Origin of the sequence: Acidiphilium sp. PA (assembly GCF_026191915.1) — a bacterium.
GTDB lineage: Bacteria > Pseudomonadota > Alphaproteobacteria > Acetobacterales > Acetobacteraceae > Acidiphilium.
Genome location: NZ_JAIMBY010000030.1, coordinates 1 through 24,120 on the forward strand (window position 1 = coordinate 1; position 24,120 = coordinate 24,120).

22 protein-coding genes and 2 pseudogenes are annotated in these 24,120 nt (G+C 60.3%); 9 read left to right on the top strand and 15 right to left on the bottom strand.

The features are described from left to right. From AruPA_RS19280 to tnpB (AruPA_RS19290), 3 genes and pseudogenes are all read right to left on the bottom strand, one after another. Positions 1–230, bottom strand: a pseudogene (locus AruPA_RS19280) (IS110 family transposase); the annotation flags it as partial. Positions 231–319: 89 nt separating this feature from the next. Next, positions 320–1,165: pseudogene (gene tnpC / locus AruPA_RS19285) on the bottom strand (IS66 family transposase); the annotation flags it as partial. Between the two features lie 60 nt (positions 1,166–1,225). After that, positions 1,226–1,486: an IS66 family insertion sequence element accessory protein TnpB gene (gene tnpB / locus AruPA_RS19290; protein WP_265638387.1), complete on the bottom strand. Its 261-nt coding sequence runs from the start codon at positions 1,484–1,486 to the stop codon at positions 1,226–1,228. Positions 1,487–1,640: 154 nt separating this feature from the next. Here tnpB (AruPA_RS19290) and AruPA_RS19295 point away from each other — a divergent pair, with 154 nt between their 5' ends. From AruPA_RS19295 to AruPA_RS19305, 3 genes are read left to right on the top strand one after another with little or no spacing between them, the layout of a single operon-like run. After that, the gene (locus tag AruPA_RS19295; protein ID WP_265638388.1) at positions 1,641–2,873 is read left to right on the top strand and encodes a site-specific integrase; all 1,233 of its coding nucleotides are present in this window, start codon (positions 1,641–1,643) and stop codon (positions 2,871–2,873) included. Then, positions 2,870–3,802 carry a tyrosine-type recombinase/integrase gene (locus tag AruPA_RS19300; protein ID WP_265638389.1) on the top strand — a complete coding sequence of 311 codons (933 nt, stop codon included), beginning with the start codon at positions 2,870–2,872 and terminating at the stop codon, positions 3,800–3,802. Before AruPA_RS19295 ends, AruPA_RS19300 begins: the two co-directional genes overlap by 4 nt. After that, positions 3,799–4,806, top strand: a complete 1,008-nt coding sequence (locus AruPA_RS19305) for a tyrosine-type recombinase/integrase (RefSeq protein WP_265638390.1) — start codon at positions 3,799–3,801, stop codon at positions 4,804–4,806. The genes AruPA_RS19300 and AruPA_RS19305 overlap by 4 nt, the downstream gene beginning before the upstream one ends. Before the next feature lie 44 nt (positions 4,807–4,850). On the opposite strand, the gene tnpB (AruPA_RS19310) is transcribed toward AruPA_RS19305, so the two are convergent. The 11 genes from tnpB (AruPA_RS19310) to AruPA_RS19360 form a co-directional block, all read right to left on the bottom strand. After that, entirely contained in the window at positions 4,851–5,006 is a 156-nt protein-coding gene (gene tnpB, locus AruPA_RS19310) for an IS66 family insertion sequence element accessory protein TnpB (protein WP_211477358.1), read from the bottom strand. Further along, positions 5,003–5,455, bottom strand: a complete 453-nt coding sequence (tnpA, locus tag AruPA_RS19315) for an IS66-like element accessory protein TnpA (RefSeq protein ID WP_265638391.1) — start codon at positions 5,453–5,455, stop codon at positions 5,003–5,005. Before tnpA ends, tnpB (AruPA_RS19310) begins: the two co-directional genes overlap by 4 nt. Before the next feature lie 81 nt (positions 5,456–5,536). Then, on the bottom strand, positions 5,537–6,517 hold the full coding sequence (locus tag AruPA_RS19320) for a hypothetical protein (RefSeq protein ID WP_265638392.1): 981 nt from the start codon (positions 6,515–6,517) through the stop codon (positions 5,537–5,539). Positions 6,518–6,756: 239 nt separating this feature from the next. Next, positions 6,757–9,018: an ATP-dependent RecD-like DNA helicase gene (locus AruPA_RS19325; RefSeq protein WP_265638407.1), complete on the bottom strand. Its 2,262-nt coding sequence runs from the start codon at positions 9,016–9,018 to the stop codon at positions 6,757–6,759. A 173-nt stretch (positions 9,019–9,191) separates the two neighbouring features. Beyond that, positions 9,192–9,521 carry a hypothetical protein gene (locus AruPA_RS19330; RefSeq protein WP_265638393.1) on the bottom strand — a complete coding sequence of 110 codons (330 nt, stop codon included), beginning with the start codon at positions 9,519–9,521 and terminating at the stop codon, positions 9,192–9,194. A 28-nt stretch (positions 9,522–9,549) separates the two neighbouring features. Then, on the bottom strand, positions 9,550–12,756 hold the full coding sequence (gene mobF, locus AruPA_RS19335; RefSeq protein WP_265638394.1) for a MobF family relaxase: 3,207 nt from the start codon (positions 12,754–12,756) through the stop codon (positions 9,550–9,552). A 1-nt stretch (position 12,757) separates the two neighbouring features. Then, positions 12,758–13,120: a hypothetical protein gene (locus AruPA_RS19340; RefSeq protein WP_265638395.1), complete on the bottom strand. Its 363-nt coding sequence runs from the start codon at positions 13,118–13,120 to the stop codon at positions 12,758–12,760. A 64-nt stretch (positions 13,121–13,184) separates the two neighbouring features. Continuing rightward, a complete protein-coding gene (locus AruPA_RS19345) occupies positions 13,185–14,042 on the bottom strand; it encodes a BRO family protein (RefSeq protein WP_265638396.1) in 858 nt (285 codons plus the stop codon). A gap of 210 nt (positions 14,043–14,252) precedes the next feature. Continuing rightward, positions 14,253–15,017: a BRO family protein gene (locus AruPA_RS19350; RefSeq protein WP_265638397.1), complete on the bottom strand. Its 765-nt coding sequence runs from the start codon at positions 15,015–15,017 to the stop codon at positions 14,253–14,255. A 599-nt stretch (positions 15,018–15,616) separates the two neighbouring features. Then, complete coding sequence (locus tag AruPA_RS19355) at positions 15,617–16,249, bottom strand: DUF4326 domain-containing protein (RefSeq protein ID WP_265638398.1); 633 nt, start codon at positions 16,247–16,249, stop codon at positions 15,617–15,619. Between the two features lie 380 nt (positions 16,250–16,629). Beyond that, the gene (locus tag AruPA_RS19360) at positions 16,630–16,809 is read right to left on the bottom strand and encodes a hypothetical protein (protein ID WP_265638399.1); all 180 of its coding nucleotides are present in this window, start codon (positions 16,807–16,809) and stop codon (positions 16,630–16,632) included. An 817-nt stretch (positions 16,810–17,626) separates the two neighbouring features. On the opposite strand from AruPA_RS19360, the gene AruPA_RS19365 reads away from it, so the two are divergent. The 5 genes from AruPA_RS19365 (at position 17,627) to AruPA_RS19385 (ending at position 21,148) form a co-directional block, all read left to right on the top strand. Then, the gene (locus AruPA_RS19365) at positions 17,627–18,139 is read left to right on the top strand and encodes a hypothetical protein (protein ID WP_265638400.1); all 513 of its coding nucleotides are present in this window, start codon (positions 17,627–17,629) and stop codon (positions 18,137–18,139) included. 97 nt (positions 18,140–18,236) lie between these two features. Next, the gene (locus AruPA_RS19370) at positions 18,237–19,067 is read left to right on the top strand and encodes a hypothetical protein (protein WP_265638401.1); all 831 of its coding nucleotides are present in this window, start codon (positions 18,237–18,239) and stop codon (positions 19,065–19,067) included. Further along, positions 19,064–19,795, top strand: coding sequence for a hypothetical protein (locus AruPA_RS19375; RefSeq protein WP_265638402.1), 732 nt, complete (start codon positions 19,064–19,066; stop codon positions 19,793–19,795). Before AruPA_RS19370 ends, AruPA_RS19375 begins: the two co-directional genes overlap by 4 nt. A gap of 63 nt (positions 19,796–19,858) precedes the next feature. Then, entirely contained in the window at positions 19,859–20,347 is a 489-nt protein-coding gene (locus AruPA_RS19380; protein WP_265638403.1) for a hypothetical protein, read from the top strand. Positions 20,348–20,620: 273 nt separating this feature from the next. Continuing rightward, a complete protein-coding gene (locus tag AruPA_RS19385) occupies positions 20,621–21,148 on the top strand; it encodes a transglycosylase SLT domain-containing protein (protein ID WP_265638404.1) in 528 nt (175 codons plus the stop codon). 252 nt (positions 21,149–21,400) lie between these two features. Here the strand turns inward: AruPA_RS19385 and AruPA_RS19390 are convergent, their stop codons facing one another. Further along, the gene (locus AruPA_RS19390; protein WP_265638405.1) at positions 21,401–21,994 is read right to left on the bottom strand and encodes a hypothetical protein; all 594 of its coding nucleotides are present in this window, start codon (positions 21,992–21,994) and stop codon (positions 21,401–21,403) included. Positions 21,995–22,921: 927 nt separating this feature from the next. Here AruPA_RS19390 and AruPA_RS19395 point away from each other — a divergent pair. Next, positions 22,922–23,479 (top strand): hypothetical protein, encoded by a 558-nt coding sequence (locus AruPA_RS19395; RefSeq protein ID WP_265638406.1) that lies wholly within the window; start codon positions 22,922–22,924, stop codon positions 23,477–23,479. Positions 23,480–24,120 lie beyond the last annotated feature (641 nt).

The following is a 24,120-nucleotide window of genomic DNA, read 5'->3' on the forward strand; positions in this document are numbered from 1 at the left end:
TGCGGTGGGATCAACCTCACCCGGTGGCCCATAGCACCGAGCACTCGCCCCCAATGGTGCGAGCCAGCGCAAGCTTCGAGAACCACCTCCGTCGGTGCCAGTTTGGCGAAGAACGGTTCGACCTGAGCCCGCCTGATCTCGCGCCGCAGTACCGGGCGCTCCTGGTCATCGACCCCGTGGATCGTAAAAACATGCTTGGACGTGTCGATCGAAATGCGTTTAAATTCCATTGGGCGGCCCTTTCATTGGGTTGGTTGATCGACCCTATATTGGCACATTCGATGCCGTTGGGCCGTCCACCCCAACATAATCGGCCGGTTCGGGTCCGGCCGAGGCCAGGGGCCAGCACCGCAACCGGGGTATCGTCACCATGAATCTTCTCGGCGGCGAACACATGGGCACGGATCGCCTTGGCGATCGGCGTCAGCAACCAGGCGGCTTTGCCGACGTAATCGGCGAGGGTCGAGCGGGACAGGTCGACGCCCTCGCGCGCATAGATCTCGCTCTGGCGATACAGCGGCAGGTGATCGATATACTTCGATACCACGATCATCGCGAGCAGCGAGGGTGTCGCACGCCCGCGCAGGATCGGCAGGTTGGGCACCGGTGCCTGGCTGATCGCATCGCACCGCGTGCAGGCGTATTTCGGCCGGACATGTCGGATCACCTGGAACCGGCCGGGAATGTAGTCGAGAACTTCTGTGACATCCTCGCCGAGCTTGCCCATCGCCGCACCGCAAGCGGTGCAGGTGCAACCTGCATCATGTGCCGGCTCATGTACGACCGTCTCGCGCGGGAGATGGTCAGGCAGCGGCGCACGTTTGGGCTTGCGGGCTCGTTTGATCGGCGCGGATTCCTCCGCGACATCGGGCTCCGCAGCATCATCGCCACCGGTCGCCTCGGCAGCACCCGTCTCCAACTCCTCGAGTTGCAATTCGAGCTGACCGATCTGCCGGTCGAGCTGTTCGGACGAACGACCGAACGCCATCCGCCGCAGCCGCGCGATCTCCACCTTCAGCTTCTCGATCTCCAGCACCCGAAGCTGCAGCCCGATCTTCGCCGCATGCAATTCGGTGGAGGCCGCTGTCAATTCCTGCTGGCAAGCCAGCGCAAAAGCGCGGAGCGCATCAGGATCGGCGGGCAGAGCGGCGCTGGCGAGCGACATGCCAAAACCCTACCAAGCCCCGATCGTCACCACCAGAATCGATTCCGAATCGCAGCCCGTTCAGACCAGCATTGGTCGGGGCGGTGCGGGTGGTGCTATCGTCCGGCGCCAATCCATCGCCTCAACCAAGAGGGCCAACTGCGCCGGCGTCAGCGTCGTCGACCCCTCGACAATCGGGGGCCAAACGAATTTGCTGCGCTCGAGGCGCTTGGCAAATAAGCAAAGGCCGCTGCCGTCCCAGTGCAGCCCCTTCAAATAATCACCGCGCTTGCCACGGAAGAGGAAAAAATGACTGCTGAATGGATATGTGGCACGCCACATATCCCTTCATATGTGTCGGGCTTAATTATGTGGCGGCCTCGCGATGAGTGGCTGATTTCTGCGCCCCGGATCAATCTGGCCGCCACATAATTTAGCCGTCACTTTCTCCAACGGACCCAGGGTTTTCCTGGATTGTCCACATGGAGAGAGAGCTATGTTGGAGCTATATTACAAGTATCCGCGTGTGCTTCGACGTCTTCGTAGTGGTGGGCTGGGCGATGAGATGGATCGCATTTCGGCCTATCTTTCCGAACACGGCTATAAGCGAGGATCGGCCAGGGTTTATCTCAGCCGTCTGGGAAAGTTCAGCGATCATTTGTCGCGCGCCGCTCGGGCTACGCTAATCGAGCAGACCGTCATCGACAGGTTTATTGGTGAGTATTCGTCAGAGACGCCTCGCCTATCCGTACGAGCGGCCATTGAGCTCGCGCGCCGGGTTGCGCCTGAGCGCTTTTCAATCCCGAGCGTGGAACCAGATCCGCATCAGCCGCTGCTCAACGCCTATCTCGATCATCTGCGACGCATCCGCGGTCTTGAGCCGAAGACTTGTGAAGGACGGCTGCTCGCTGCTCGTCGAGTTCTTGCCTGGCACGACGTACACGTCCCAGGACAGCCACTGGCTATGATGACGAGTGAGCATGTGCTGGCCGTTGTCGAGCACCTTCTGGCATTATCCTCCAACCCTTATACACGATCGGCGACCACATCTTACGTACGCGTCTTCCTTCGCTTTTTGCATTGGTCCGACCTCAATGGTCAGGATCTTGCCCGATTTGTCCCGCGTACGCCCTGCTATCAGTTGGCCCACCTGCCACCCCACTTGGCCTGGGAAGACATCAGGCGCGTGATCGACGCGATCGATGCAGCAACCCCGGTGGATGTACGTGACCGCGCCATTCTGCTGCTCGTCGCCACCACTGGATTGCGCAATAAGGAGCTTAGAGCGCTTGAGCTCGAGGATATCCATTGGCGCAAGGCCGAGGTAGTCGTGCGCCGGACCAAGGCGAAGCGTGACCGCGTCGTGCCCCTGCTCCAGGAAGCAGGCGAAGCGCTCGCAAATTATGTGCTGCATGCCAGGCCCAAGAGCGACAGTCCACGTGTATTCCTACAGCATATTCCGCCTGTCCGACCCATCGACAACAGCGGCGTCATTTCCAGAATAGTCCGATCTACTCTCGAGCGTGGCGGCCTTCAGCTTCCACGCGTCGCTGGCGCCCACCTAGTGCGTCATAGCCTGGCTACGCAGCTCGTCAGCCAACGGCGCCCGATCAACGAGGTCGCGGACCTGCTGGGCCATCGGAGTATCGATACGACCGCGATCTATGTGAAGGTGGCGGTGACGCAACTCGCTGACGTTGCCCTCCCGTTCCCGGGAAGCGCGCCATGAGCAGATTCGCCAAGACGCTCACCGGCCGGGTCGAAAACTATATCGCCCTTCGCCGATCGCTCGGCTATTCGTTCCAAAAGCAAGCCTCCATCTTGCGTGCGCTTGTCCGCTACGTCGATGCCGAACAGATTGACGGCCCGCTGACGCAGGAGATGGCACTCAACTTCGTCCTTTCCTGGGGCAGAGCAGCCAATGGCCGCGTCATTCGTTACAGTGTTACGCGCGGCTTTGCTGCGTATCTCGCTGTCTACGATCCGCTGACCGAGGCGCTCGATCCTAAGGTGCTGCCTCGATCACGTGCGATTCCGCCACCACGCATCCTGAGTGAGGATGAACTCCTGTCGCTCCTGTCGGCATGCCGCGGCATCTCACCAGGCTATCCAGCACGAGCCATGGTGTTGACGCCGCTGGTCGGGCTGCTAGCCAGCACCGGACTGCGATCGGGCGAAGTCCTCCGCCTCGATCGCGCCGATGTCGACCTCACAGATGGCGTCTTGCACATCAGGAAGACCAAGTTCCGCAAGGATCGACTGGTTCCGATCCATCCGACGACGCTGATGGCACTACGCGACTACGTTCGGCAGCGGGATTCGCTCTTTCCATTACCGAAGGAAGCGGCATTTTTCCTGAGTTCGCGTGGCAATCGCCTGTCGCCCACGGGGTTGCAGCAAGCATTCACCGCCGCCTGCCGAATTGCGGGGCTCGATAAAGGCAAAAGCTTGCGGCCGCACGATCTCCGACACCGATTTGCTGTCACCCGCCTTGCCGTCTGGCATGGTGAGAACGCCGACGTGCAGGCGCTTCTGCCCATCCTGGCGACCTATCTCGGACACGCCCGCTATAGCGATACCGCCTATTACATCACGGCGACGGCAGATCTACTCGGCATGGCGGCCGAGCGGGCGTTCGTCGATGGAGGTGTCGTATGAGCGTATGCCCCTCCTTTCCGCTGCTACTTGAAACCTTCTTTCACCATCGAATGACGAAGCAGCGCAATGCGACCCCTTCGACCCTCGCTAGTTATCGAGACGCACTGCGGATGTTGATACGGTTCGCTGCCGAGCGCACAAAGCGGAAGCCTTGCGAATTGACGATCCCCGACCTCGACCGCGACCTTATCCTCGCATTTCTGGACGATCTCGAACAAAAGCGGAAGAATACCGTCCAAACACGCAATGCGCGACTAGCGGCAATCCGGTCGTTTTTCCATCATGTGGCCGCCAACGATCCAGCCTCACTCGGCGTCGCGCAACGTGTGCTCGCGATCCCGCTCAAAAGGTCGCATACCGAGGTGACGCATCATCTTGCGCGACAAGAGTTTGACGCTCTTCTTGATGCGCCAGATCAGCAAACTGCGCGCGGACGTCGGGATCGAACGTTGCTGCTTTTCCTTGGGCACACCGGCGCGCGTGTTTCCGAGGCACTCGGTGTTAACGCGTGTGATCTTCGATTCGATCGGGCACGGCCTCAGGTGTTGCTGCGCGGCAAAGGACGCAAGGAACGGATCGTGCCGATTTCGCCGGACTTGGCCAAATCGCTGAAGATGCTGATGCACGAACGAGGGCTCGGAGCAATGGACGAGCGCCCGCTCTTCGTCGGCACGCACGGCGAGCGTCTCACGCGCTTCGGGGCGACACACATCGTCCGGCGAGCCGTCGCCACGGCCACCACCGATACGCCGGAGCTGGCAAGGAAGTCCGTGTCGCCGCACGTCCTGCGACATACGCTTGCCATGACGCTGCTGCAATCAGGTGTTGATCTGCTGACCATCCAGGCCTGGCTTGGCCATTCTCAGGTGGCCACAACGCACCGCTACGCAGCCGCCGACGTCGAGATGATGCGGCGCGGCCTCGACAAAGCGGGTGTCGCGGGCAAGCAGCCAGCCCGGTTCCAGCCAAAGGACGCCGTGCTGCAATTGCTGGAAGCCATCTAGATTATGTGGCGGCCAGATTGATCTGGGGCGCAGAAATCAGCCACTCATCGCGAGGCCGCCACATAATTAAGCCCGACACATATGAAGGGGTCGGCCCCGATGATCTGCTGCACGCGTGATGCCAGACCATCGAAGCCCGCGCGCAGATCGATCGGCTGGCACGCCAGAAACACCTTCGTGCCGGGAGCGAGGCTGATCATCGGACCTCGCGCACCGCAAACAGAACGCGCCGCAGCGCTTTCTCGCTCACGCCACCATCGAGCCGGATCCGGACACCATCCGGTAGATCGATCTCGATCACCCCGACACGTTCGGCCAGCGTCAGACCCGCACCGCGGCCGTTGGGCGGCTCGATCGCTTCAGGTTGCGGCAGTGCCGCAGCCTGAGGCACCTCGTTCCGGGCCGGCCCTATCACACCAAGCTGCACGAACGACGCGCACCCGCCTGATACCAAGTGCTGCGACCCGCGCTCATCCGCCGCCTTGCATGCTGAGCGCCAGTTGTAGAGCAGGCTGTCCGATATCCGGTGACGCTTCGCCACAACCGATACCCGGCCACCCTCCGCTTCGACCTCCGCCAACAACGCAGCCTTCTCAGCCGCAGACCACATCCGGCGCCGCTCGACCCGCGCAACAATCTCTCCCTCCACCAGCCGCCTCCTTATGAGCCTCCAGAAGGAGTCCAGCTAAACCGCTTGAGATCAGATCGCTACACGACCGAGACCGGACGCTTACAGATATTTCACCGCGTCCGCTGCATCGGTCGGGGCCGGATCATATCCACCGCCGGAGAGCAAACTGGACAGAGCGAACAAAGCCACCACCGCAGCAAATTTCGGCTCCTTGTCCTGAAAATCCCGAGCGGCGCGTACCAGCGTCGATGGGTCGGTACCGGACGTCGCTGCGCAATCGATGGCGATGTCGAAAAACCCCGCATCCTTTGCCGCGGCGAACCATTTCGCCTTGTCGCCACGGGAAACCATAAGATCCAACAGCATCTGGCGCCGGTCACGGTCAGGATACTGACGGATCAACGAGCGGTAGACCGCAAGGTTCGTAATCCCTTGGGCGGCTTGCAGACCGTAACGCCGATAGGCGTCGTCCGAACGCCCCTGTTTGATCAGTACGGCTTCACAAAACCGATCAACCGCACGCTCGTAGAAATTCGCATTTGTTTTGCTTCGAGTCTCTTCCGCATACGCAATCGCGCTCTCCCATAACCCCTGACGAAGCAGAGCTTCCGCACCGAACCGATGCCACGGCCAGAATTTGACCCGACGCATGGCGAGGAGTTCCTGAAGTTCATTGTAGCGACCGAGTTCGAGCAGGCAGGACAAGCAGATGGATGCGCCGGTGACGTGGGTGAAGGTTGCATGGTCGGTCCAAGCCAGACGCACCGTTTCGATCAGCAGGTTTGCATATTTTTCCATCCACTCGGGATATTGGGCAATTTCGCCCCAACGTTCTTCCAGCGGCGACAGGTAGTCGACGCCATCCTCCTGAATCGCCTCGAACAAACGCGCGAGCCATTTACCTCTCGCGGTGGGCGTCGCGGGCGCGGCAATGAGGATCGGGATCAGTTCGTCGAGTGTGCGTGACACCGCCGAACCAAGTGCACCGGATGAGCTGTCGATACTCTGGAGCGATGGCCAGATACGTTCTGCCAGCGACACGACGCCGTCCCCGGCCAAGACCGGATCGGTCTTTGCCACCGATCTGATTTCGGCGACGGCCGCCTTGAGCCGATCGACGGCAAGGCGCGATCCGTTCCAACCATAGGCATTGGCGCGGAACTTGGTCCTGAACTGCCATTTATGAGAAGCCACCATCAGTCCGACATCCCCCGATCATGCAACGTTAAACTACCGCCTTTAGGTCCATCGGAGATAGGCCACGATTTCTTTGTCGGGCCGAAACCGGTTTGCGGAGGATTCTTGGAATGTAACGCAACTTACGCGTGCGTTCCTTTGTTTGAACGTAGAATTGCGCCCGGCATCCCGAGGTCGATCTCGGGCGGCTTGGCCATCCAGTCTCTGAGCTTCGACCATCGTCGCCGGCCTGAGACGTTCCGCACCGCGATGGCCACGGCGCGGCGGCTGCCCACCAATACGACCAGCCGTTTCCCGCGGGTGATGCCGGTATAGAGCAGATTGCGCTGCAGCATGGCATAGTGCTGTGTCAGCACCGGGATCACCACGGCCGGATATTCCGATCCCTGGGATTTGTGGATCGTCGCGGCAAAGGCCGGCACCAGTGCATCGAGATCACCAAGGCCATAGACGACATCCCGGCCATCAAATCCGACGGTGACCTCGCCAACCTCGGCGTCGACCCCGCCGATAAACCCGATATCGCCATTATAGACCTCGCGATCGTAATCGTTCTCGATCTGCATGACCTTGTCGCCGGGGGCGTATGTCCAGCCGAATTTCTCGACCTTGGGCGCACCATGCGGGTTGAGTGCCGCCTGCAGATCGACGTTCAGCGACCGCGCACCAACCCCGCCGCGCGCCATCGGGCACAGAACCTGGATGTCGCGGATCGGATCCAGTCCAAACCCCTGCGGGATGCGCGTCTTCACCAGTTCCACGATCCGCGCCACCGCTGTTTCGGGATCGTCCGCCTGCACGAAATGGAAATCACTACCCGCATCGCCACGAGCAAGGTCAGGCATCACGCCCCGGTTGATCCGGTGGGCCGTGGCAATAATCCGGCTCGACGCCGCCTGCCGGAAAATCTCGGTGAGCCGCACCACCGGCACGGTACCCGCCTCGATCAGGTCGGCCAGAACCTGACCAGGTCCCACGGAGGGGAGTTGATCGACATCCCCAACCACCAGCAGCGCCGCGCCATCGGGCACGGCGCGGGTCAGGGCGTGCATCAGCGGCACATCTACCATCGACGTCTCATCAATCACCAACAGGTCACATTCCAGAGGATGATCTTCACCCCTCCGGAAACCGCCACTGGCCGGATCGACTTCGAGCAGGCGATGGATCGTCTTCGCGTCGAACCCGGTGGCCTCCCCCATCCGCTTGGCGGCCCGGCCGGTGGGGGCGGCCAGCAAGATGCGCACGTTCTTGGCGGCGAGGATCTGAAGGATCGCCCGCATGATCGTGGTCTTGCCAACCCCGGGACCGCCAGTGATCACCAGAAGTTTCGTGCGCAGCGCCAACGTCACCGCCGCGCGCTGGCTGGGGGCCAGTGTCATGCCGATCCGCGATTCGACCCAAGGGATCGCCTTGTCCGCATCGATCCGCGGCCAGGGAAGATCGCCGGCGGCAATTACCCGCAATCGCTCGGCTATCGCGCGTTCCGCGCGGTAAAGTCCCGCCAGAAACACACAAGGCGTCTCGCCGATCCGGTGGACTATCACGCTTCCCTCCAGACACTCGTGGTCCAGGGCAACGCGGACCAGTTCGGACTGAACCTCGAGCAGCCCCTCCGCCAGCGACAGCAATTCATTCGTGGGCAGGCCGCAATGCCCATCGTCCATCGCTTCGGAGAGGGCATAGCCGATCCCGCCACGGACCCGGATCATCGCCGTCTTCTCGATGCCGAGCTTCATGGCGATGGCGTCCGCGGTTTTGAACCCGATGCCGCGGATGTCACGGGCCAATCGGTAGGGGTTCTCGCTCATGACCTGCACGGCATCGGCCCCGTAGGTCTTGTAGATCCGTACCGATCGAGCCGTGCTGACACCATGGCTGTGCAGGAACACCATGATTTCGCGGATCACCTTCTGTTCGGCCCAGGCCGTCACGATCCGTTTGGCGCGGATGGTGCCGATCCCGGAGACCTCGCGCAGTCGTTCGGGGTGCGCCTCGATCACGTCGAACACCGCCGTCGCAAACGCGCGGATCAGTTTCTTCGCGTACACCGGACCGATACCCCGGATCATCCCCGAGGCCAGGTAGCGTTCGATCCCCTCGGCCGTGGTCGGCGCCGAGGTGCGCATGAACCGCGCCCTGAACTGCTGGCCATGGGTACGGTCATTCACCCACTCGCCGCTTGCCGTCACCCATTCACCCGCGCTGATCATGGCGGCATGGCCGATCACGGTAGCAAGGTCGCGATGACCCCGCGCCTTCACCCGCAGCACGCAGAACCCGTTTTCGGCATTGTGGAACGTCACACGCTCGACCAGGCCGGCGAGGACTTCGCGTCCTGCGGTGGCTTCGTCCCGAACCGACCCGCCGACATGCTGATCCATGGCGACATGCCACGCCATGATCAGCCGGAGGTCAAGACTGATGAGCAGACTGCGACCCATACCCATCACGGCATGCGCTTGCTTCCAGAACGCCGATCGACGATCAGCGCTCCATTGCTGATTATGTCCAAACTTTCCGGGCACGGCCTCGCGTGCGTGGTATGGAGAGACGGTCAATCGTCATCCAGACCGTAACAGCGCTCCCCGTCGTCGGTCATCTGATCCTTCAGGAGTTCGGCACGCAGCCGCTCCGTCGAAAATTCGGCGGCATAAGGTTTGATCGCTGCGATGAGTTCGTCCGGCCGATGATAGGATCGGTCATACCCGCCGGTGCGAAGCACCAGTGCTGCCGCTTCGATCTCATCGCGGGATGCCCCGGCATCCCTTGCGCGCCACGCGGCGTTGTTGTCGAGTACGTGCGCAAAGAAACTCTGCGCACCCTGATCCCAACCGATCACCACCTCGATATTGCGGGCTTCGTTGTCGAGTATGCAGCGGCTCATGATTTGTCTCCTCCCTGGTTGAATGGCCCTAACCGATCCGCGGCCTTGATGTCGGTTTCGCCGCAGGCCGCGCGAAGGCAGCGCCGGCACGGTCAAGGGCCACGATCTGGGCTTGTGTCATGGAGTCCCAGCCGTCGCCGCTTTGTCGGATCACGCGGGCGAGATGCTGAACGTGCTCGGCCAATGCCACAGACGCCTCCCGCTCCTGGGTTTTTTGCTGGAAATGCTTGGCGGGATCCTCGCCGGCGGCTGCCGTCGTCTCCACCTCACGCTGGAATTTCATCCAGCGTTCGGTTGATCTCGATTTTCGGGACCGGCTCTCGATGATCTGCTCCTGTTGTTTATTGATCAAATCCATCAGCTCGACGCCAAGCGCTTTGCGTCTCTGTTCGGACATATCCGCGGCAGCGCGTTTCCACAGATCAGACGCCGTGATCGGTGTCGTGTCACCGATTGCCCGGCTGAGCCGTTCCGCTTCGAGCAATCCTCCTTCGCCGATCATCGTCCAGGCGGCGTCGATGTGGCGGCTTTCCGCGACATAGGCCTTGAAGGCGGTCAGGTTGGCGGTGCCGCGGGGCAGGGCGTTGATGTGTTCGGTCGAGGTGATCCCCTGAGCGCTGTCGATCGTCATCGCATGCCCAAAACCGAGCATGATCCGTCCGGTTTTCTCTTCACGCAGTGCATCCTGACGCACCGTCGCCGTGCGTCCGTCCGATCGTCGTAGGGTGATTGTGTCCTGGCTCACCGCGACGACGTCGAGGATATCGCCGTTATTGCCCAGATATCCGTGCCTCGCGTCGTGGAACTGGGTCCAGGTTTTGCGGAACAGGCGCACCCGATCCCCTTGGGCTACCGGCAGGTCGTAGTGTTCACCGCGCTGATCGATGGCTTTCAGGATCGTATCCGGGCCGGTGATCTCGCCGCGTGATTTCAGCTTGTCGCGGACCGCGTGGCTGATCGCCGCGGCATCGTCATTGGTGGGCACCGAGATGGTGATCCCGCGGTTGCCACCCCGTGCCTGCAGGATATCCCGCCGCTGCAGGTAGAACTCAGCGATCCGGTCGGCCACCTGATCGAGATCGCCCCCGATCAGCTGGGCGGTACCGTCTTCGCGTTTCATTTTGAGAGCCGAGGCCGCATCGGCGTTGCGGAACCGACCGGCGATGTCGCGGCCGCGCCTGGTGCGCTGGCGGACCGTGACGCCGATGAACGGTTTGGCCTCTACGGGCAGGATGTAATCAAGCAGACGCATCGTGTCGCCCGCCTCGATCGCCTGAACCTGGTTGGGGTCCCCGAGTGCCTTGATCACCATGCCGGTGCGCGCCCGCAGTTCGAGCAGTTTCAGGAACTGGCGCGGCGCGATCTGACTAACCTCATCGACGATCAGCACCGTGCGTTCGTTCAGGTCGAGTTCGCCCCGGTCGACCATGCGCAGAAACCTGGTCAGCGCATAGGTCCCGTCGGTTCCGGCGCGTTTCATCGAGGCGATGGATTCTCGCGTTGTTGGACGCCCCGCGGGGTCGATCTTGCCGAACACCTCGTGGTCGATGACGCCGATCCCGGTATCCTTCAGCGCGTCGGCCTGCCGCCATGCGGTTGCGATGCCGATCACCTGCCGGCCATCAGCCTTGTAGGCGGCGACCAGCGGGGTCAGGAGCGTTGTCTTGCCCGCACCGGCAACCCCGGTCAGGACCGTAAGATCGCTGCCGGTGCCGAGCGCGTAGATCGCAGCAAGTTGCTGCTGGCCATGCTCGGGCTCGGATACGAAATCGAGACCCGATCTGGCGATGGCATCGCGGATCGCATCGGCACTCAAGGCGCCGGCTTTCGATTGGGCGGCTGTCAGGGCCTCGTCCATCACGGTGGTCTCAATCCGGATCTGCTCGCTATTGGTGATCCGGAGCTTGCCGTCGGACTCGCCAATATGCAGACGAACGTGCTGGCCGCGCATCCTGATGCCGCGGGCCTCCACGAGGTCGGTTACGATGTCGATGTCGCCCGGCGTTTTCATCCCGGTGGCGATCAGGCCGCGGGCAACAAAGGTGCGTAGAAGATCGAGATCGACCACGGCCGCGGTTCGAAACTCCTTTGCCAGTTGCGTCGCGGCAAAATCATAGGCGAGGTCGTAGCGCTGTTTGTCGCTCCACATCGGCACCGGCACCAGACGGTCGATCACGCTTTCTTGCGTCCAGCCGATCGCCGCGGCCCGCGCCCGCCAGGCTTCCTCGCCGCGGACCTCATCCTCACCGAGTTTGCGGATCCGCGCGGTCAGGCCGGTCTTGGCGAGGATGCCCTTCTTCTTCTGGATGTCCATCGTATCCCAGGCGAGGCCGAGTTGGCGGGCGCGCGCTTTGGCCTCACGTTCGATCTGTCGGTGGCGTTTCGAGAATTCGGTGACCGCCGCCTTGTCGACTTTGCTGATGATCGCCGCTTCCTGCTTGGCGTCGTACTCGATCGCGATGTTGAACCGACGCCCGTACTCCGCGAGGTAGGCCTGATAGACCGCGCCGATCTCGTGAACCCGGTCGCGCAGCCGTTTGGTGTCGAGAGAGCCGACGCGCCCATCCTCGGTTACGACCAGGTTGAACAGGATGTTGTGGTGATGATCCTGCGGATCGCCGACAGAAGCGAGGTCCACCAGATAGGTCGTGGCCGTATCCGGATCTTCGACATGCAGGGTCGGGCGGGCCGTCTTGTGGCGTACCGTCATCCAGGCGACGTCCCCGCGTTCGGCACCATCCTGGCCGTGCTTGCCCAGCCGGGCCCAACCGAGGATCTCGGCCGCGTACTCCATTGCCTTCTCGTTCGCCTGGGTTTCGATATGGTGGATGATCTGCCGTTCCGCCTCGGTTGGCGCGAACGCCGAGGCCAGGGACCAGCTTTTGTGCGGCGAGAAGGTGAGATCGAGCGCGCTTACCTTGCGGGGGCTTTTGGCCTCCCATTTTTCACCGGTATCGGCGCGGCGGGCTTCGACCAACCGGGCGATCGTCTTCTGGTCCGGCGCTTTGGCCGGATTGATTCCGAGGGCGGCGGCAACCTTGTCGTCGATATGCGGCGACCAGACCGCGCCGTCTTGCTCGCGCGTGTAGTAGTTCGCCACCCTCTCCCCGCTGGCCCGGTTCGGGGCGGGGGTGCCCCCGGCTCCGACATCGAGGGTGGGTTTGATTTCATTGTCGTAGTAGGCCGCGACGGTGGCGCCGTTGCTGTCGGCTGATATCTTACGAACGCCCAGCATGTCAGTCGGCCGGGAGGCGGTTGGTCTGCCGGTCGAGTTCCCGGGCAAGCCGTTCCGGTAGTTCCTCGAGCCGCACCATGACCTTGTTTGAGAGTTCGGTCATGCGGACCATCTGGTTCTCGATCTGCTTGATCAGGGTGGCGAGCAGCTTGGCCAGGCTGTCATCGCCGTCATTGCCCTTTTGCGCGACCGCCGCGTAGATCCGGGTCAGAATATCGCCGTGCTGGTCGAGGATGTCGGAAACGTCTCTGACGGTTTCGTGGACACCGGAGATGCCGGTCAGGATGGCCGTTGCTGTTTCGGTCTGGCCTTGCGACAGGGCGGTCAGGGCGCTCTGGATCGCCCTTTGCTGGATATCGTCCATGGTTCGTTCCTTTCGGTATGAGAGACGGGCGACCGCGGGTGATGCCGTGATCGCCCGCTCCTGCTCAGGTCTGGCTGGAGGGAGACTCGGGGTCGGTAGGTCTGGACCGTTGGAGTGCCTCGTCCCAATGCCGCTTCAGTCGCGTCACGATCTCTATGGCCATATCGATATCGATCGTAACGGCGTTGACGATCTGACGCAGCGGGTGGGTGTGATCCCTGAAAGCGGGGTCCTGTTCCCATTCGCGTCGCATCTTCTCCAAAGTCCGGCAGTGATCGCCCATTATCTTCGAAGTTTCTTCGAGCCAGACGATCTTGTTTATCTTGTCGGGATCAGCAGCGCCGATGAGATCGTCGACCGCCGGGAAGCGTCTATGATCGGGCGGCGGGACCGGTCCATGCTGCCGGCGGGGGTCGAGGCCCATGAGATCTTGCATGAGGTCCTCAATGGTCCCGCCTTTTTCGTTCGTCGGCACATCCCGTAAATGGGCTTCGTCGACCCCCGTTGATTTCGATCTGCCACTCGAATTTCTCTCTGACAGTGTACCGTTGGTCGTCATTCGGGCATCTTTTCCGGTACGGCGCGTTTCTGGAACGACCGTGTCGGTGATCCATCGCCGGATGAGACGGCCATTCGGCTTTTGGTCGCTCCAGATGGCGTGGCAGCAACCGCTGACCGAAACTGTCATGAGTGTGCTGGGGCCATCAAGGGTACTCAAAGTATGAGTATCCCTTTCGTCGTCATCGACTGCTTTGATCAAGCAGTTTTCCGTCGAGTAGCCGAGGATTTCGGCGATATCGGCTGCGACCAGCCAGACCAAAAAGTTGTCATTGATGGCGCGGATCGCACGGCCTTCGTAGTCGAAGACAACCGGCTCGAAGACCGGTCCGGGTGCTTCTGATTGGGCGGTATACTCAGACATAGTATGCTCCTGGGTGTTGAGATCGTTCGATTTCCGCGTTCCACCGGCCCGTGATGGGCCGGCTTCTGGCGGAAAACCCATGAGGGTCGGAACGGAGCGTGCTGAGCCGTAGTGCAAGTGCGTATCGCAAAATCGGCTTGGGATCGGTTAATTCGTTCACAAGTTCGCGATTAGGTTTAGCTTAGAGCGGCCGACGTCGCCGGCGAGCCGTTATTGGATAGTTTTTGGTTTTTCGTCAGTTGCGAGATTCCCCTTCTTATCTGAATGCTCGCGGATGAAGTCATAGAAAGCCTGGAGCGTTTCCTCGTCCCCGCACATCCCAGTACGAAGATATGCTGACTGTTTTAAGCCTTCCATGATCGGGATAAAGTGATTGTAGACCTCGCTCAGAATAGGGCTGGCAATGTCCCTGTCCTGGGGTAGTCCGTGCAGGCGCAAATCGCTCTCGACGGCATTTTCACAGATTTCTGCCACCTGCGTCAGATGGTGCCGAGTCTTGGATAGTTCCTGTTCAGTGAGGGCTAATTGCTCGGCGACGGCCCGCACGTGCGAACCCATACGCCGAACCGCCTGACTAGTCTCGGCAAACAAGGCACGATCGTTTTCGTCGGTCGAACCCAAGTAACGCCCGGTCCGACGGATTTCCGGCAGAACTTCCTTGGTGACCCATCGGGTAAATTTTCTCGCGAGGGCTTTGTTGCTCCGAATGGTGGCAAGATAGAGACCACTTTCGGAAATGGCGTTCATTTCCTGGACCCCGCCGAGGGTGTCGCCTTTAACGACACCCCTCTCATCATCGTCGAGACCGTCGATGAAGTCCCGTGAGTTTTTGATGTCGAGAATTTTGCAGACATCCTTCGCAAGAAACCAGAACGTATCGCCATCGCGATATGCGCGTAAGATCTGGTTCTCAAAATTGAAGCTGGTGAGTTCAATGTCGATGTCGCGTTTCCGTGTTTTATCTTCGGTAGACATAGTACGCTCCTATGCGTTGAAATCATTCACTTTCCGCCGTTTCACCAACCCACGATGGATCAGCATTCTCGCGGAAAACCCTCCTGGGTCGGGACGGAGCGTGAAGAGCGCTATTGCAAGTGCGTATCGCAAAATCGGCTTTGGGCGGGCAAAATTGATCACAACTCCGCGATGAAAACGGGTATGCCGGGGGCTGATGACGCGCCGATCTCCTGACCCGAAAGCCCCTCTGAAAGCTCACGAAGCTGCGAGATTTGATCGATCGGTTTTACTGATCAATTCGCGCGCGCCGAGGGTGCATTGGTGTATGAGGAAAAATCGGATTTCCTTCATCTACTCCTGTAAAGGGACAGAATGAGACGGGAAGGGGACCGAACGCGTCCGGGATGCCACGTCTATCCTCACCTAAGCAGGCTTAGAGGAATAATATCAAAGGTATCTCTACAAATTTTATTTAACGTATAGCAATAGCTAGAACTGTATGCCGAATTATGAGAGATTGTAGTTGCTGCAAAACTGATGCGGGCGGCTCTGAGGCCGCCCTTGTCCGGTCATGGTCTGGGGAAGGGTGGGGCGGCTGGTGCCGCTCCTTGGTGGTGTCAGTGTGCCACCCGCATTTGCTTCCACCATGCGATGCGGTCGTCTCGGCTGGCATTGGCCAGTTTCAGGAGGATGTGACCATGGCAGGCGAGGGGTGAGCAGTAGCAAACGAGATCGCGGCCTTTGAGTTCGTCGATCGTGCGCAAGAGGTCGTTCTGGCGGGAGAGCCAGTATTCATGCTTGGCGGTGACTTCCTCGCGGGTGCCATCGCGGCCGATCACGAACGGGTTGCCCCATTTCGATCCTCTGCCGATGTAAACTGCATCGGCGGGGAGCTGGCGGGCGTAGTTGCTTTTGTTGAGAACACGGTAGGTGCGGATGGGTTGCAGGGTGATGCGTTCGGTCTGGGGTTGTGCGGCGCGATCTGCGGCGAGGGCGTAGGTTTCGAGGTCGAGGTAGCGTTCGGTGGCGTTCAAGTCCTGCCATTCGAGGATATCAACGGGCGACCATTCCGGGCGTTCTGCCGGGGGGAGGCCATGGGCGGCGCGGTCGGCATCGAGGCGGGCGTAGAGGGTTTCGATCTCGCGCAGTTCTGATCTTTTCAACCGTGCGCGGGCGAGGCGGCGGAGGTAGTGCTCCTGTGCTTCATGGGGGCGATGGCTGCGGGGGGCTGTTTCAAGAGAGACGGACATTTGGGTTACTCCTTCTTTGATAATCCAGAAAAAACGCACGTTTTTTCTGGACGCCCTGCGGCGAGCAGCGGGAGAGGAGGGGGAAAATGCATGCGTGAATGGTCGGGCTGCGGCAGACGCGGGCCTCTTGGGGCCTGCGGATGACGCGGGCCTGCCACTTCTAAGGATGCGTTTTGGGGAGGAGAGGGCAGACAGCCCTCTCCTCCCTCTTTCTTCCCGGCGGTAGTGCGGCACGGTGATTGGGGTTGGTTATGAGGGAGCCACACTGTTTCCCCAGCCGGTGACCTCACTGCTGAGGCACTCTTCTGTTGCATCTGGTCGGGGCATTTTGCTGTGGAACGGCAAAAGGGCCGAACCCTTTTCGGGTCCGGCCCTGTCGGTCAGTAGGGGATCTGATCCTCCGGGAAGTCTCCGGGCAGGCTGGGGCGGCTCCAGACCACTTCCGTCTCGGGTCCGTGGGCGGTGTGGCGTGTTTCGATGTACTCGATCTCGAAGCCACCTGAGGCCATGCGGCGGCCATCGTGGCGGGTCAGGCGGTCAGTCGTGCGGAGGTATGTCATCTGGGTGATCCCTTTCTGCATCAGCGGAATTGTTGATGATCAGCGGGAAAGCCGGCCTTCGTGGTGGCTCAACCCTGAAGCTACGCGAGCGCGCGAGGTCGGGTTGCGGAAGACGCGGGCCTCTTGGGGCCTGCGGATTCCGCAACCTGGCCTTGCGGTAGCTGGCGTGGCTGAACCGCGCTCTTGCGCGGCGCCCGAAGGGCGGGGTTGAACCGGCACGACCTTGGCCGGCTTTATAATTGAGAGACCAGCAGAAGAGCCAGGCACTGGCGGACGAACAACCGGCGGTGATCGGGCGCATCTGGTGGCGAGGGTGATGACGAAACTGGCCCCGCGTTTCTTTTCGGTTGCCGGTTTGTCAGGTTGGGGCAAGAACCGGTCACAATCCGGCTGATTGAAGGCAGAATGAGTGTTGAAATTCATACGTCCCGTATGCTAAGGACGTATCTTGACGCTGTCCAAATAATCGCATCGCACATTGGAACTGGTATCCATGGATGGTCGAACGACATCAGCTAAAAAATCAAAGACTTCAATAAAATCGGGTAATCGTCTTGGTCAGATTCAATTCCAGAGACATATCTCGACCCTCTCGGAATTTCGGGTGTTCCTCACTGATAATTACGATGAAATTATCAGAGCTTCCCAAGGGTATAGTATAAGTTGGATAGATTTCCTCGAAATGCCTGAAATCCGTGACAGACAATTCCGGAATTGTAGAGGTGAGCCGATCACACCATCAGCCGCCTCATATATCTGGAGCAAGGTGAGACGGGATATGGCGGCTCATAACCAGCAGAGAAAGAGCGCAAAGTAGATGCCTGTGCGCACCACAAATTTCGTTGCCAAGCGGCTTACAACGGGGGCGCTGAACAACATCACGAGGCTGTCGGAATTCCGTAAATTTCTGACGGTCAATCAGGACGCCATTAAGGCCGCTTCGGGGGGACATCGGATCAGCTGGGAGCGCCTGTTGGCATTGCCCGAGATCGAGGCGCAGAAGTTTCGAGATACCAAAGGGCGGCCGATTTCGGCGCGATTGGCGGCGCGGGTCTGGCAGGACGTCCTGAACACGAACGGGAGCGGTGCGCAGGGGACGAATGCGCATGAGCCAGTTGCCGTGGCGCGACCGATCGAACGCTCTCCCGTTCTTCCGGTGACGACTGCATCGACTGTTGTGGCGACACCGAACGTCGATTTGGTTCATGATGAGATGATGCAGGATGTGATGAAGGATCTGATCGAAATGGATCCTCGCACGCGCCGGAATGCGCAGGAGGTGGCCCGCCGGGTAACTGCGAGACTTACACGGGAACGTGAAGAGGCGTAGTTTTTTTATCTGCCGAAAACGCTTTGCACTGGCGATAGCGATTGGTCTGATCTCCGCCTGACGCAGATAGTGCGTTGTAAAAAAAGGAGATTAGATTATGGCTGGGCCAAAAAATGAAGCGATTTCCGGTGAAAAGTCATCAGCGGCGAAATCGCGGCTTCCCGTCCTGATCGTTGCAGTTGGGCGTGGTCGGGTTGGTAAGACGACCTTTCTGAACATCGTGGGTCAGCGGTTCAGAGAGCGTGGTGCAAGGCTGGACGTCTGGAATATCGACCCTCATGGCGAGACCGGCAACATCGATGCGTTTTTTCCTGACGTTCGTCGCCCGGATTATATGGGGATTGATGATCGCCGGGGATGGTTGGAGCGTGCGATCGAGGAGCAGAGTGCCTCCCGGCGTGATGTGCTGCTGGACGTTGGCGGTGGCGATCTCGTGCTTCAAAAGATGCTGGACGATCTGGACTTGAGCAGTGTCGCCGAGACGATGGGTGTCCGGGTGGTCATTGCGCAGCTGGTCGGCCCAATCGTTGCCGATATCGATCATTTCGATCCGACGATGGTGGGGGACGGCATCAATGTTGAGATGCTGTTCGTCATGAACGCGGGTTTGATCCGCGGTGACACCTCGCCGATGAAAGCCTTTGAGCCGGTTTTTTCTTCGCCGGTGATCGCGGCTGCGCGGGCCAAGGGGGCGGCGGTCGTGACGCTGCCGCAGTTGAGATGTCTGGATGCGGTGTTGGAGCGTGGTCTGACGTTCCGTGAGGCGGCCGCGCGGAAGACCCCGGCTGGCGTTACTCCGCTGTCGATTTTCGATGTGGCGCGTGTCCACAAGTGGTGGACCGAGGGGCTTGATAAGACGTTCGAGCGGATTCCGGCCGAGTGGCTCCCCTATGTTGAAAGCGAGCCTATGATTGCTGAGGCCTCATGAGCGGCATCCAGAACGGGTCCAGTGGTCCAGGGCAGCGCAAAGCCGATCTTCAGGCCCCGATCGAGGCATTGAAGCGGTCGATTGCAAATATGGAGCGGATGGCGGGGGACTGGGGGCTGCGGGCGGAAGAGCCTGCCGGTTTATTCATTGAATCGCAGGCCGAGGTATTGCGGTCGATGGAGGGATTGTATCGAGCTTTCGACGACCGACTGACAGAGATTGAACGTAGCAGTAGCACGGTTTCTCGGGAGATGCGGGAGGAGTCGGCGAAAATGTATGACTCGATCCTTGTCTTCAAGAGATTCGTCGGCACGCTTCACGGCGAATACCAGAGCGGCAATCTCTTGGGGGCGGATCGGGCCGTGAATCAGGCGGTGAGCACGGTGGTGTCGCATCTGAACGATGCGATCCGCAAATTGACCCAGCCGCCGCCTCGACGTGAGTTCAAGGTCCAGCGGTCTTGGGTGATTGCGGCCTCGACGGTTGCGGGGCTGATTGGGTTGTATTTCGTAAGTTCGATGGTGACGGGTCAGAATGCGGATGCGCGTCACATACTCGACTACGGTTTGGCGCGATGTGTGCATAATCGGGCGATCGGGAAGCTCAACCGGATATATTGTCCGTTGGGCGATTTTTCTGTTGGAAAGTGGCCGATGTCGGTGTCTTTGGTTCACACCATTGAAGAAAATATCAAGGGAAAACCGGAATTTAATGGGATGCGTTTTTAGGCTTTGCACTGGCGATAGAGCCTGAAAAAACAGGGTGGTCCGATCCAGCAAGGGAGCAAAGTAATGGGCAGGCTAGGTTTCAGTGCCGCGATTGCGGCGATCGTTGTGAGCGCTGGTTGCGCTTATGGGCAGGTTCCACCGAAGTCGGGGCCGGTGATGTCCCGGCAGGAATTGGAACAACTGCAAAAGGAGTCTGATCAGCGGCTGAAGTCGCAGCCGCTGAATCTGTCGCATTCGGGTCCGATCGCGCCGATGCCGAACCCGAAGGTTTATCCGATCAAGGGGATCTGGGTGTGTAAGGATCTCAAGCAATTCGAGCCGATCTATGCGCAACCGAGCATCCATTCACGGATCGTCGCTCGATCGATGTGGTTCGAGGCGGTTGGCGGAGCCTATACACACGGGTTTGCTCGGGTTTTGGTGAACAAGAATCTGACCGGCTATATTCCGCTCAAATATGTTTCGCCGTTTCACGACCCGTATTCACCATCGACGACCTGTCAGGTCATGGGCGTGCAAGCGAACGGCATTCCTGCCCTGAACCTTCAATGAGAGGGTGCCATGGGCAGGAGCGTGAGGATATGTATTTCGGTCGGTCTGGCTGGATCGGTGGGTGCGGTGTTGCTGATCGGGGTTGCCATGGGGCAGGGGGTGGCACCGATGCCACAAGCACCGGCTGAGGTTGTCCCAGTATTTCAGTTTCCGGGGATACCGGCGTTCACGACAGGTCCTAGTAGCGCGCCTCTTCCGGTCGGAACTGGGAGTGGGACAGGGACCGGCGCTGGTAGTTTTGGTTCGGGGTCTGGATCGGGCAGCAGCAATTTGATGGCTGAATTGATGGCAACACCTTACGGGCAGGCGGCACTTGCGGCTGCCCAGACGGATGGTTTGAATCCCACGACGATGGCGGCGATTGCCGAGGTTGAAAGTCACTTCCAGAATATCGCCGATACCAGCGGCACGACATCGGCATTCGGTCCATGGCAGGTCGAAAGCGGGACGTGGCAGACGACATGCCAGCGATTTGGTTTGCCATATTCTTTGGCTGACATGTCGAATCCGCAGGATGAGGCAGTAGTTGCGGCGGATACGATGGTTTCGTATGCGCAAAGTGTGCAAGCGGCTACAGGGTCCCCACCCACGATCGACCAGATGTATGGGGCCTATGTTTTTGGGCCGGGCGTGGGTGGACCGCTCGCCGCAGTCCAGAACATGAATGAGCCATTGTCGCAGGTAGTTCCTGCTGTGGACATTTCGAACAATAACTTTCAAGGCATGACTGTCGGTGATTTCTACAGCGTGATGAACCAGCGGATGGGTGGTGTTGGAGGACAGCCGGTTTTTAACGACTGAGTCTCCTGAACGATCAAGCGATTGAGACTCTTCGAGAGTTTGCCTCACCGCGCCGCCAGGCGCGGGGGTGCCGGGGCATAGCGGGCGAAGCCCGCTGGCCCCCGCATCGCGCTGAAAGCGCGACACCGGCCTTTGAACGAGCAACTGCTCCGGGTGAAGCGGGAACGGTCCACAATGACATTGGCGGTTGGGCTGTGATTGCAGACGAAAAGGGCGGAGACCTTGCGGTCTCCGCCCCTGAGGCTGGCCGGGTCAGGCTCCGAAGGCACCCAACTCGACGTCAGCCGCCTGCCGCTGGACGTTGCGGGACGATGCACCCGAGGAAGAGTAGGGTTTCCAGTCCATGCCGATGACGGTTTCATAGGCGTCGATGGCTCCGGTGACGGCGGCCATGAGGGCGTAGGCATTGAGGCCAGCCTTGGCCGCGAACTCCCGGGCCCGGGCTGCTCTGCTGTCGAAGCCCAGAACCGGATCGCGATCCTCGTCGCGGTGGTCGTTGGCGAGTTTGGCGGTCTCCATGCGGGCGTCGCTGACCTTCGCGCTGTAGAAGGTGGCCGCCCCATGGGCGGACCGGACGAAGGCGTTGACGATGCGATCGAGGTGGATCCGCAGCGCCTTTTCATCGAGATGGGCTTCCAGCGCTTGGGCCGAGCGGCCGATCTGTTCTTCGGTGCTGGCGCGGATGCTTTCGAAGTCGACGGTATCAAGGGCGTAGGTGGAGCTGATCTTGTCGGCCTGAATGTGCGTGGGGGCGATCATCCGGATCGTCTCGAGGGTGATCGGCGTGTCACCGCGCGGGGTGCGGGGGGTGGCGGGAGCGTTCTTCGTGGTTTTCGTCTTCGACATCTGACTGATCTCTCTACAAAGCCGGGGGATCGCAGGCACCTTGCCTGCTCTACCGCCGCGGTGCCGATCTGAAGGCCGGGCATAGAGACCGGAGGCATACCCCTGAGGGCCGGCTGGCGCGGGCAGCGACGCGTTCTATACGCGTCGCAACACGGGACGGCCCGAACCGCAGGCGCTTCGCCCGTCCTGACAGGCGCGCACCAGGCGCGCCTGGACGGCGAAGCGGGGGTTGCCGCTGGTCTCGCCCGGCCTAGATCGGGCACCTCGCGCGGCGGGAAGCAGGCAATTGTCAGCGATCCCGTGCGATGTGCGGAGAGATCGGCGATGGCGGGGCGGACACCCCGGACGTCTCCCGCGACCTGCACATTCCGCACGTTGATCAGCCACACCAATGACGGCCGCTGATCGGATTCCACGTCCGGCCGGGAAGTCCGCACCCACGCTGCCCGGATCGCGACTTAAGATCTCCGCGTCGGTAACGGGCGAGCGGACGCGAGGGGCTGACGGGGGATGAGCCTGTCTCGCATGATGAGGCTGGCATCCACCGGTGCAATTCGAACGCAGTTCCGGTTCGCTGGCGCGGACCACCGGCAGAGCGGAGGTCATCGATCGCCGGTGAGACCCCGAACCGCCGTAACCCCGCGACTGGTCGGTGACGGTCTCGGATCGGCGGAGACGCGGGGCCGTGATCGAGCGGCATGCTGGCCTTGCCTTGCCCTGACGATCGTAGCGGAGCCAAAGCCTCGAACCGCACTGGCAGGATATGGGAGCCGCATCCCGGGTGCTTGTCGCCTCGCGTTCGCGGCGGTCGGTAACCGTCAGAGATGGTCCGCCGGGGTGATCACGCGCAGACTTTGGGCTGGAAATTCGTTGCGGAATCCCCCTTGTTCTGGTATTGTTCGGATCGTGGAAACAGGGGACTTCGCCATGAATTCTGAACTGGCTTCATGCAAAATCATTCGCTTTCCGGTGGAGCTGGTCCGGCTTGAGCCGTTCGTTCTTTCGGATATCGCGCCCGATTTTTACGAGATCGACTGGGTGATGAGCCATCGTTGTGATGAGGATGGCGAGGGTCAGGTGGTGCCCGATTATTTCGCGGAGGCCGAGGCCGAAACCCTCGACGTGATCGCGGCTCTCCACCCCGCTGATCCGGCATATCGGGCAGCCTTGGGCAAGCTGCTCGACGATGCGGTCGGCGTTGCGATTCCGGCCTGCCGGGAATGGCAGACGGTGAAACGGGAGTATCTCGACCGCGTGCGGCTGGTCGAGGCGAACAAGGACAGCGGTTTCTTCGAACGCCGACTGGAAGATTACATGCCGACCTATGAGTATCATGTCGAAGCGGCTTACGAGGTGGCGCAGCGGGCACAAGGGATCGCCCGGGTGGTTGGTTTCGCGCTGGACGACAAGCCGTGGGAGCCGCGTGATCCGCACGATCTGAGCTGGATGGACCCGGTGCCGACCCGGGCGAAGGTTGCGCGATAAGACCCGGCCTGACTGCCCTTGGCGGTCGCGCGGACGTCTGATGACCAAGGGCAGCTAAGGTTCAAACCAGCACGAACGACTTGGCCGGATCGTCTGGTCCGGTTCGGTCAGAACGGTATGTCGTTCTTATCTGAGTCGGTCAGTTTCCTCTCGTAATCTGCCGGATCGAACCGCGGGCCTAACCGCTCGAAATTGGCGGATCGCTCTGCTTCGGTTTCGTAGGGGGCCGAGTCCACGCGTTCGAGCAACTGGGGGAGAATGATCCGGTTAATCCTTCAACTGTAATGGGGAAATCGTGGAAATGTTTTGGATCGCCGTGATCTCTCGATCGTCATATCAATTTCGCGATACCAACGCAGACTTATCGGAATGTGACGATACCAAGAATAATAACGAGATAAGCCACTAGAATGATCACGATCATATTGGCCTGTGTCGCGCTGAAAAATGCACGTTTTGCCGTTTCTCCGACCCGGACGACCAGCATCGGCCAAGTATAAGAAATACTCAGCAGTCGGTAATATAGGCGACAGTCGGTGCTTTAAAAAATGATTGGACGAGACGTGGTTTGCGCTTGATGGCGGCGAGTTGGGCTTCGATTTTGTCTTGAAGTTTTTCGCCTTGGCGTAACGGAGTTCTGG